Source organism: Gelidibacter sp. (assembly GCF_035515035.1).
Taxonomy (GTDB): Bacteria; Bacteroidota; Bacteroidia; order Flavobacteriales; family Flavobacteriaceae; genus Gelidibacter.
Genome location: NZ_DATJCA010000001.1, coordinates 1 through 10,704, shown reverse-complemented (window position 1 = coordinate 10,704; position 10,704 = coordinate 1). Strand labels below are relative to the sequence as shown.

Annotated in this window: 9 protein-coding genes; 7 read left to right on the top strand and 2 right to left on the bottom strand. The window is 40.2% G+C overall.

The annotated features are described in order from the left end of the window. The 5 genes from VLZ86_RS00045 to VLZ86_RS00025 all read left to right on the top strand — a co-directional run. Positions 1-964, top strand: a 964-nt coding sequence (locus VLZ86_RS00045; RefSeq protein WP_325447441.1) for a HAMP domain-containing sensor histidine kinase, incomplete at its 5' end; no start/stop codon positions are given. Between the two features lie 381 nt (positions 965-1,345). Then, on the top strand, positions 1,346-2,605 hold the full coding sequence (locus VLZ86_RS00040; RefSeq protein ID WP_325447439.1) for a TolC family protein: 1,260 nt from the start codon (positions 1,346-1,348) through the stop codon (positions 2,603-2,605). Then, complete coding sequence (locus tag VLZ86_RS00035) at positions 2,605-3,609, top strand: efflux RND transporter periplasmic adaptor subunit (protein WP_325447436.1); 1,005 nt, start codon at positions 2,605-2,607, stop codon at positions 3,607-3,609. Before VLZ86_RS00040 ends, VLZ86_RS00035 begins: the two co-directional genes overlap by 1 nt. A gap of 11 nt (positions 3,610-3,620) precedes the next feature. Then, positions 3,621-3,920, top strand: coding sequence for a DUF190 domain-containing protein (locus VLZ86_RS00030; protein WP_129017367.1), 300 nt, complete (start codon positions 3,621-3,623; stop codon positions 3,918-3,920). A 59-nt stretch (positions 3,921-3,979) separates the two neighbouring features. After that, entirely contained in the window at positions 3,980-7,129 is a 3,150-nt protein-coding gene (locus VLZ86_RS00025; protein ID WP_325447432.1) for a CusA/CzcA family heavy metal efflux RND transporter, read from the top strand. An 87-nt stretch (positions 7,130-7,216) separates the two neighbouring features. Here the strand turns inward: VLZ86_RS00025 and VLZ86_RS00020 are convergent, their stop codons facing one another. Beyond that, a complete protein-coding gene (locus VLZ86_RS00020; protein ID WP_325447430.1) occupies positions 7,217-7,522 on the bottom strand; it encodes a hypothetical protein in 306 nt (101 codons plus the stop codon). Between the two features lie 138 nt (positions 7,523-7,660). On the opposite strand from VLZ86_RS00020, the gene VLZ86_RS00015 reads away from it, so the two are divergent. Then, positions 7,661-8,149 carry a YqiA/YcfP family alpha/beta fold hydrolase gene (locus VLZ86_RS00015; RefSeq protein WP_325447428.1) on the top strand — a complete coding sequence of 163 codons (489 nt, stop codon included), beginning with the start codon at positions 7,661-7,663 and terminating at the stop codon, positions 8,147-8,149. Between the two features lie 189 nt (positions 8,150-8,338). Then, complete coding sequence (locus VLZ86_RS00010; protein ID WP_325447426.1) at positions 8,339-9,328, top strand: bile acid:sodium symporter family protein; 990 nt, start codon at positions 8,339-8,341, stop codon at positions 9,326-9,328. Positions 9,329-9,853: 525 nt separating this feature from the next. Here the strand turns inward: VLZ86_RS00010 and VLZ86_RS00005 are convergent. Next, on the bottom strand, positions 9,854-10,342 hold the full coding sequence (locus VLZ86_RS00005) for a thermonuclease family protein (protein ID WP_325447424.1): 489 nt from the start codon (positions 10,340-10,342) through the stop codon (positions 9,854-9,856). Positions 10,343-10,704: the final 362 nt, after the last annotated feature.

Genomic DNA, 10,704 nt, shown 5'->3' with positions numbered 1-10,704 from the left:
CCAGTATATTGTTACCGCTACTTCGTATGACCAATACGGCTATAACAAATTGAACAGCTTACTTAAAACGAGCATTTTTGTTTTCGTTATTTCCATTGTTTTTATTTATATCGCTGGGGTTTTCTTTTCAAAAAAAGCATTTGAGCCGATTAGTAAGATGACCGAAAAAGCGCAGAACATCACCGCTACAAATCTGGATTTACGTTTACCGTCCAAGGAAAATAAAGACGAATTGTCCGAACTCGCACAAACTTTTAATGCGATGTTGGATCGGCTGGAACAATCCTTTGATGCCCAAAAACATTTTGTATCGAACATTTCACATGAACTCCGAACGCCCTTGGCGGCCATTATTACAGAATTGGAATTATCTCTCGGAAAAGAAAGGAGCAGCGAAGATTACAAACTGGCCATCCAAAACAGTTTAAAAGACGCCAAAAAAATTGTGCGGCTTTCCAACAGTCTTTTGGATATGGCAAAAGCAAGTTATGACCCCTCTGAAATCTCTTTTAAATCGGTACGCATTGATGAAGTCTTATTGGATGCCAGACAGCAAGTACAACAAGCCAATCCTAATTATAAAATCGACATTCACTTTGAGAACGATTTTGAAAACGATGCGCAAATCTCCATCAACGGCAATGAATATCTCTTAAAAGTCGCGTTTGCAAATCTTTTTGAAAATGGCTGTAAATTCTCGAAAGATCATCATTCAAAAGCATCCATTATTTTTAGGGAGAATAACATCCAACTCAAATTTTCAGATCATGGGATCGGAATTTCAGAAATTGATCTGAAAAACATTTTTAAACCATTCTATCGGGGCGACAATCAGAAATTTGCCGATGGCAACGGAATCGGATTACCATTGACCCAGAAAATAATCTTACTTCATAAAGGAACAATTTCAGCGACTTCTAAATGGGGTAAAGGCACGGATTTTTATGTTAGTTTTCCAAATTAAAAGAGAATTAAGATCGCTCCCCTTTTAGAATCAAGTATCAAGACTTAGATTGTGAAGATTTCAGAATACTTCACTTTTATTCCATAAACTGCTGGAATCGCTAAATTTAAATAGTATTCAAAAGCTTAACCACTACAGACTAAAGTACTATCTCCGCCTTCCCGATACGGTCTGCAAGTTTGTTATAATTCGTGTCATTAATAATCACATTAAGAAGAATATGCAGTTAGCAAATTTGTGAAATCCGCGAAATTCGTGTCTAAAAATAATTCTAATGAAATTCTAATATTTTTCTATGGCTTCTCTAACTGACAAATAGAGAAATGAGGTCAATCTTTGTAGTTCTATGCAATTCGCAGAAGAATTCACTAAAAAGCTGACATGAAATTCATTTTTAAAACATTTCTTTATTTAGCTATTGCCATTAGAGGATTACAGCCTCTAAATGCGCAAACCCCATTCACTTTAGAACAGGTATTGAAAACGGCAAAACAAAATAATCCGATTTTGAAATCTGAGCATTTTAACGTGGCTCTTGCCGAAAGCGATATCCTTAGTGCTGAGTTACGCCCGAATCTGGTGTTGAGCAACGAAACCATTCAGATCGCGAATTCATCAGATTTTGAGAATAGTACAAATTATGGCAATCCTGAAAACCGGGAAGTGCTTTGGCAATTGTCCAAAACCTTCCAAATTATGGGGCAGCGCAAGAATAAAATTGATGTCGCCCAAAAAAGCGCCCAATTATCCCAAAAAGAATACACCGAAATAGAAAGTGACATTCTTTTTGAAGTCGCCCAAAAATGGAACGAAGTCTGGACTGCGCAAAAGCAATTGGAACTCATTAAATCTGCAAAAGACAATATTGACAGTTTGTTGATCACGAATCAGCATCGGTACAGAAATCAAGTCATCACCCAAACTGATGTTTTCCGAACGGAATTATTAGCCAAACAATACGCTCTGAAATACACAACAGAACGTCAAGAATTAGCCAATCGGAAAAAGGAACTTCAGTTTCTAATGGGTATTCAAGATACCATTCATATTGATACATCAGAAGATCTTGAAAGGTACGGATTGACTTCTTTAAACGAATTGCAAGAGCAATCTTTAGCATTTCGAAGTCATATCCAATCCGCCAAATCCATGATTGAAGTGTCTGAAAGTAAGATCCATCTGCAAAAAAGCATGGCTTATCCGCAACCTGAAATCGGCGTGATTTATAACGTACAGCACAAAATTCCTCATGTTGGATTCGCTGCGTCCATAGAGTTGCCATTTTTTGATCGGAATCAAGGTGAAATCAAAAAATCGCTCATCCAAAGAGATCAGGCTGAACAGCAACTTCACGCCTTGCAGACCCAACTTCAAACTGAAATTACCACGGCTTATGAAAGTTATCAAGTTCAATTACAAAATATAGAAAATTATCAATCGGTTTTGGAGCAATCCCAAACCATTTTAGATAACATTAAGTATGCCTATCTCAGAGGAGGTACCAGCATCATTGATTTTTTGGAAGCCCAAAGTAGTTGGCTTGAAACCCAGGAACAATACAACAACGTTCTAGAGCAATACCGTCAAAGTCATATACAATTACTGTACGTAGCAGGTTTAATCAATCAATTAGCCCAATAATGAAACACGCAATTTTTACCGCTTTTGTTTTAATCTTATTGTCCTCCTGTGGCAGCGAAACCAAAACAGAACAGACCCATAGAGCCTCACCCATTATCACCAATGGCGGGACAACCATTCAGTTTCCAGAAGCTGCACACTTGGCTTTTTTCAAGACTGAGCATCTCAACAACGATACGCTTTCGGCGAAATTTACCGCACCGGCAAATGTCGCCGCCACGGTATTACCATCACGCGAAGGTGCGAGACAGAATCTGATTTTGTTCGAAAATCCTGAACTATCGAGCCATTATACACAGCTGAACCAATTACAGATCAGCATCAATCAGATTGCCAACGTCAACCTCAAGCAGCGTCAGTTGGAATTGGAACGCACCAAGGATCTGAGTGCCCACGGCGTCGCCACAGGTCAGGACCTAATGGATGCTGAAAGCGCCTTAACCATGGAGCAAAGCGCACTTTCCAATGAGAAAGCCGCCTTGATTGAACATGAATCCAAATTGATTTCCGAAGGGTTTTTACCGGATGTCTTGCGAAAAGCAAAAGCGGGAACAGCATTCCTCATCTGTGATATTCCGGAAAATCAAATTGGAAACATAGAAGAAGGTGACACGTGCGATATTCGGTTCAATGCCTTCCCGAATACCGAATTCACCGGAAAAGTGGATGCCATTGCCGATGTAGTCGATCACAGCACACGCATGGTCAAAGCGCGAATTATCGTCAACAATTCCTCGAAAAAATTGAAATCGGGAATGTTTGCCAATGTGAGTTTTGACCTGAGCGACGACCATAATGTCAGCGTCAACAAAAATGCACTGGTGACCGTTCAAGGCAAGCATTATGTATTTATAAAAACTTCCGAAAATGAATTTGAGCGTAAAGAAGTAAAAATCGGTCAACATATTGGTGATCGGATCATCATTTTTGATGGGATTTCTGCCGATGATGAAGTTGCCATTGAAGGCGTTTTACAACTCAAAGGTCTATCGTTCGGATATTAAAAAATAAAAACATGTTACAAGCACAAATTTTCATCGATAAAGACGAACTCAAAGGCGTCAAACCCTTACACGAGTTTATTATGAATTTACTCATCGACAATGGGATTGCAGGTGCAACCTCCGTGATGGGATATTCGGGTTTCGGCAGACATCATCGTCTGAAACAACCTTCCCGATTATTTTCCTTTGATGAAGCTTCTATGTTGATCACATTTGTCGATTCTGAAGAAAAAGTAAAAACAACCTTAAGTGTTCTAAGAGAACAGTATCGCGGCGGATTCATCATCACACATCGGGTCGATCTTTGGTAAGTAAAATCATTGACTTCCGCTTTAATTCTAATATCTATAATTTATAAATCATATGTCCTGTGATTAAAAATCTCCTCATATTTTCACATAAAAACCGCCCACTGGTAGTAGGTCTGAGCTTACTCATCATGGCTATCGGGTATTATAGTTTTACAGAGCTCAAAATTGAAGCCTATCCGGATATTGCGGACACCAATGTGATTGTAGTGGCGCAATACCAAGGTCGCGCTGCCGAAGAAGTGGAGCAGCAAGTCACCATTCCTTTAGAGCGGGTGTTGCAAGACGTACCTAATGTTATTGACCGAAGAAGCCGAACTATTTTTGGACTTTCTGTGGTACAACTGACGTTTAAGGATGATACGGACGATTATTTTGCCCGTCAACAAGTGATGGAGCGACTCGCAAGTGCTGAATTACCAGAAGGGGTCATCTCTGAATTGGCACCACTTTCAACAGCCGTGGGTGAGATCTTTAGATATGTGGTAGAAGCACCACCCAGCTATTCGCCTACCGAGTTAAGAGATTTACAAGATTGGGTGATTGAGCCGTATTTACTGCAAACCAATGGCGTTGCCGACATTACCACCTTTGGAGGTCCGTTAAAACAGTTCCATATTCTTATTGATCCGGATAAACTCCGCAAATTCGATCTGTCGTTTTCTGACATTGAAGACGCCGTTGTTGCCAACAATCATAACACTGGAGGCAACATCATAGAACGTGGTGGTCAAGGTTTTGCTGTGCGCGGTTTGGGTGCCATCAAAAACGAAAAAGACATTGAAAATATCGTCTTAAAAGCGGTTAAAGGCGTTCCTGTATTTATCCGTGACGTGGCGAGTGTAGAAATTGCGCCGCCGCCACCGAGTGGTGTTTTAGGTTATTCCGTGCCAGATGAAAATATCGAAGTCCATAATGGCGTAGAAGGTATTATTTTACTTCGGAAATTTGAAAACCCAAGTGAAGTCCTGGTAGAACTTAAACAGCGTATTGCCGACTTACAAGCCAACGAACTTCCGCAAGATGTGACCATCCGAACGCTTTACGACCGCGGATTTTTAATTGATCACTCTTTAAATACTGTGGGATGGACCTTGTTTGAAGGGGTGAGTATTGTGGTCATTATCCTAATTTTCTTTTTGGGAAGTGTCCGAAGTGCTTTGGTGGTGGCTTTGACCATTCCGTTTTCGATGTTATTCGCGTTTATCATCATGCGATTTACTGGCATCCCAGCCAACCTCCTCTCCTTAGGAGCCATTGATTTCGGAATTATTGTGGATGGCGCCGTGGTCATGACCGAACATCTCATTCGGAAATATCGCACCTCAACCCCAGAAGAACGGAAAAGTGGAATTGTTAGAATTACCCTATTATCTGCCCAAGAAGTTGGTCGTGAGATCTTTTTCTCAGTAACGATTATTATTTTGGCTTATCTACCAATTTTGTTGATGACCCGTGTAGAAGGCAAACTGTTTTCGCCCATGGCATTAACGCTTTCCTTTGCCGTTTTAGGGTCTATGCTGGCAGCACTGACTTTCATTCCCGTGGTCATTTCGTATGTGTACAGCAAAACCATGTCCCAACCCGACAAGAAATTTAAAGAACCTAAAAACTTTATCTTGACGTTTTTAGAGAAACAATATGTCAAGGTTTTGAATGTTTTTACAACACATTACAAAAAAACCGTGGTGATTGGATTCGCCATCGTCCTTGTTTTGATTTCTTTTGGAACAAAATTAGGTTCGGAATTTTTACCAGAATTAGATGAAGGGTCGATTTTCTTACAAGCCAACTTCCCAGCAGGAATCACCATTACAGAAAACGCGAAATACGCGCCTAAAATCCGAGAAGTCATTTCCAAATTCCCGCAAGTGTCTTATGTCATTACACAAACCGGACGGAATGATGATGGTACAGATCCGTTTCCTGCCAATAGAAACGAGATTTTAGTCGGATTAAAGGATTATTCTACATGGAGTGATACGCTTTCAAAGAAACAATTGGTGCAAAAAATGCGCAGCGATCTGGAGCATGAATTCCCAGGGGTTGCCTTTGCTTCCGGACAACCTATTATTGACCAAGTGATGGAAATTGTGACGGGTAGTGCCGCCGATTTAGCCGTCTCCATTGTTGGTGATAATTTGATCATGATGCGTGAAAAAGCCGAACTTATTTCGGGAATCATGAGTGAGATGGAGGGCAGTGAAGGTGTCGATATTGAACAAGAGAATGTTCAGGATCAATTAGCCATCAATATCAATCGAGAGCACGCGGCACGGTATGGGATTAACGTCGCGGATATTCAAGATATGATTGAAGCGGCCATTGGTGGTAAAGAAATCTCAGTTCTGTATGACGGCGCCAAACGCTATGATATTGTGGTGCGCTACCTCCCTGAGTTTAGAGAAAACATCAATGACCTAAAAACACTGCTGATTCCTTCGACTACCGGGGCATTGGTGCCTATGGACCAATTGGCAGAGATTGGCTATGTAGAAGGACAAACCAACATCTACCGTCTTAACAATAAACGGATGGTGACGGTACGTGCCAATATCCAAGGGAGGGATCAAGGCGGTTATGTGCGAGAATTACAGGATAAAATTGATGCGCAAATAGAAATCCCCAAAGGTTATGAAATTTTTTATGGCGGACAATATGAAAACTTGGAACGTGCCGGAAAGCAATTGGCGTTTACAATTCCGCTGACCTTAGTGCTGGTCATTGCCTTCCTATTTATGTTATACAGAAACTTCAAACACACCTTAATCACCGCCAGCAGTATTCTTTTTGCCTTGGGTGGAGGGGTAATGGCACTATTGCTTAGAGGCTATTATTTTAACGTTTCGGCAGGCGTTGGATTTGTTTCTATTTTGGGTATTTCTGTGATGGCAGCTGTATTATTGGTATCCGCATTAAACAGAGCTTCCGCAAATAAACCGTTGAGCAAAACCATGATTACGGCAACCTCAAAGGAGCAATTGCGAGCGGTATTGACCATTCTTGTTTTGGCGATCTTCGGATTGGTGCCGGCCGCTACTTCAAGCGGAATTGGATCGGATGTTCAAAGACCTTTGGCGACGGTGATTATTGGTGGATTGACCAGTACGTTATTGTTTGCGCCACTCTTAATTCCGCCATTATATTGGTGGGTAAATAAGCCAAAGAAGGAGGAAGATGACATTAAAATTGAAAGTGAAAGTGAAGCCTAATCTATTTTTAAAAGACCTTTCAGGTTACTAAAATCTGAAAGGTTTCCCAATAGAGCCTGAGGTTTTATTCGTGCAAGTTAAAATCAATTAATAGCCCAAAAACTTACACATCAAGGATAAATTAAAAAAGGTGGAAAGCACTCCCGAAAAAAGTGTCGCACTTATAAACAATGTGGCAAGAATCACAATTTTACTTTGTGAACGGAAATTCACATAATTGAGCACTACTTGACAAACTAGGGCAATCAATTGGGCAACTAACACGCGTTGAGCACATCCCACATAAGGTTCTTTGAAGTACAAAAAGTAAGTGGCCAACATTAAAATAAGATAGAGTCCGGTGATTACAAATACCACTGTTTTTGGGAACCTAAATCTGTGAGGGTTGGTCATAATAGTGAGCTTTATTCCAAAGATAGCCAATTGGGAAACACGAATTAATTATTAAACAGTTCGAAAACGTAAAAACTTCTACGAATTTTCCAAGAGAACCCTTATATTTCCTTAGCTTGAATTCAAATATCAGATGAAATGAAGATCCTATACATCCACGGCCTCAACGGTAGCTTAATCCCCGAAAAACGAGAAGTTTTAGAACGCTACGGCACTGTCCGAGCGCCATCCATAGATTATGAAAACAATCCAGATAGCATTACTTGGCTGCACAACCAATATAAAAAGGCTAATATTGATATAGTCATGGGTAGCAGCATGGGCGGTTTTGCGGGCTACCATCTCTCTAAATTGCTACAATTACCTGCTTTGGTCTTCAATCCTGCCTTGGCTGAGAGAAGCGTGGTTCAAAATGTGCCCCACACTCCAGAAACAAATAAAGGTCACATCCATATGGTTCTGGGTTCGAAAGATCCTGTTGTCAATCCGAAAGCTACCCTCCAATTTTTGGGCGAGTTATTAATGCAAGAACAAGATTATAGGATCAGCATCAGGCACGATCTGGAACATCGGATTCCTTTGGATGTTTTTGAGGAAGAAGTGGTGAAGTTTATGGGAAGCTTGTAATTAAGATTGTTGATGTATAACCCAACAATGGCATTTAATGATTGGAATCATTTCGGACATCCATTACTAAATAGTGTTCTATATATAAATTGAGACATACTACCCCTATAAAATGTCCTGAATCTATAAGCTTTTATCACATCCATAACGCTTAAGCGTCTTATATTTGCACAAAACTCAATGTCTTAAATGCTCAAGAAATCACCAATAGACCCATTTGTCATCGCCATTGTCATTAGCATTGTTATTGCTTATTTTTTTCCTCAACTCGGAGCATCTGAGAGTCCGGTCCCGATGAATGTCATCAGCAGTCTGGGCATCTCTTTTATCTTCTTTTTCTATGGTTTGAGCTTAAGTTCTGAAGCGATTAGAAACGGACTTAAAAACTGGAAACTGCACGTCTCCGTGCAAGCGTCAACTTTTGTGTTATTTCCATTGCTAATTCTGCCGTTTTTCCCTTTGGTAAAGGACACCTCTTACGAATTGCTTTGGTTGGCTTTCCTATTTATGGCGGCCTTGCCATCTACCGTGTCCTCCTCTGTGGTAATGGTGGCAATGGCGAAAGGAAACCTACCGGGTGCCATCTTTAATGCCAGTATTTCAGGAATCATCGGCATAATCCTGACGCCTCTTTGGATGTTACCCTTTATAAAACAAACAGATGTTGCTTTCGACTTCTCCTCAATTTACCTCCAACTGATCACCGAGATTGTCATTCCGTTGATCTTCGGATTATTACTCAGGCGATTTCTTGGTGCGTGGGCATTAAAAAACAAAAGGACACTTAACAAATTTGACAAGTTTATTATTTTACTCATTATCTATAAAAGCTTTGTTCAATCTTTTGAAGACAATATTTTCAGCAGTGTCAGTATCCTCGAGATGTCAGCGATGGTGGTCTTAGTACTGATTTTATTTTTCTTAGTGTATTTCCTAACCGGCTGGATTGGGAAACTCTTAAAATTTAACCATGCCGACCAAATTACCAATCAATTTTGTGGCACCAAAAAATCGCTGGTCCATGGTACGGTTTTCTCAGAAGCTTTATTTGGACAAACAAATATTGTGGGCATTATGTTATTGCCTTTGATGTTTTATCATGCCCTTCAAATTTTGATCATTAGTGTCATTGCCACGAATAAAGGGAGGGAACAAATGGAGCGTGAGAATAAGTTTTGAGGGCAATATTCCCGCCTGCGCAAATGAGCTTTTCAGGAAAGAATCCGTAAAAATCCGTGATCCCGATTGCTATTTGGACGTGTCAAAATTTTTTAGAAAATAAATCGAGTTGCGCTTACGCATCAACTTTGTTTAGGACAAATGAATTAAAAAAAGGTGGTTTAATGCTGATAACAGCGCCCATTTTTACTTTTGGTCCTCCGTTTACAACGTGTCCCCGACGCTGTTTTTCCAATGCACTGTGTGCTTTCAGAGCTTTTAACGGTTGGGGTTGTAGCTGATTTTATTGTTGTTGATGTAGATTTGATTCCTAATGCATTGCTATTAGTATTTGGTTGGCAAACAGAGCAAGGCGTATATCGAAGCGCTATCGCATTTTCGTAAGTAATTTCCTTTTTGGAGTTTTAAGATAATGACAGTTCGTATGATGATATTTTTCGCCCGTCTTGGTCACATAAACGGTTTGCGCTGAAATGTCACAAGCCAATGCCATCACTCCAACAAACAGGAAAAGTCTAAATAACTTCATTTTACTTTTTTCTTCCTTTGGGAACTACGCCATTCCCAAGGAGCTATGGGCTTAAGATCTTTCCAAAGACCCACTTTAGCAGCTTTGGCCTTGTCCTCCAGTGCCTGCAATGTTTTATCTTTTGAATACGTCACATAATGCCAGGCCAGACCATTTTTAACCAATTCATGACATAAACTCAAAGAGTCATTATATGTGACGTTACTGATATAACGTTGGTATCGGTCTGTTTTCTGGATCGAGATGGTGACCATCTTCCCAAAAATGGCATCGGCGGTAAATTGGGTCGCCTTGGCAGAAAAAGGTTGCTTTTTTTCTGGGCAATCAATATTTGCCAATCGGACTCTCACTAAGGTCGAATCTAAGGTGAGAAGTTTAAAACTGTCGCCATCCATGATGCCTACCACTTTTCCGGTTAGGGATTGGGAGAGACCAACAGCAATAAAGAATTGGAAAACAAAAAACAGGAAGGTAGTTTTGGTCAATTTAAGCCTTTTAATTTTGCACAATATACAGTATTCTTCGAATTTTAATCTTCATTTCCCCATTAACATCATTTAATGAAAAAGCTGACCGCTGGGGGCAAGTGCCAACTTTCCTCAGATTTACGGGCAACTAGTTTTGTCCTTCAAAATGATTTCCATAAAAGAACAAGTGGGAAACCGCATACCACTCCTTTTACTTAAATCCCATTCTAAACTTATTCCCTGCTCGTTACTACCCCATCTTCAATTGTATAACTATAACAGGATTTAATTAATAATCTGTATAGCTATTTCAGGACGGGTCATAGGACGGATAATAAAAAGGTATAGCGTATATACTCCATAGATACTCCATAGATACT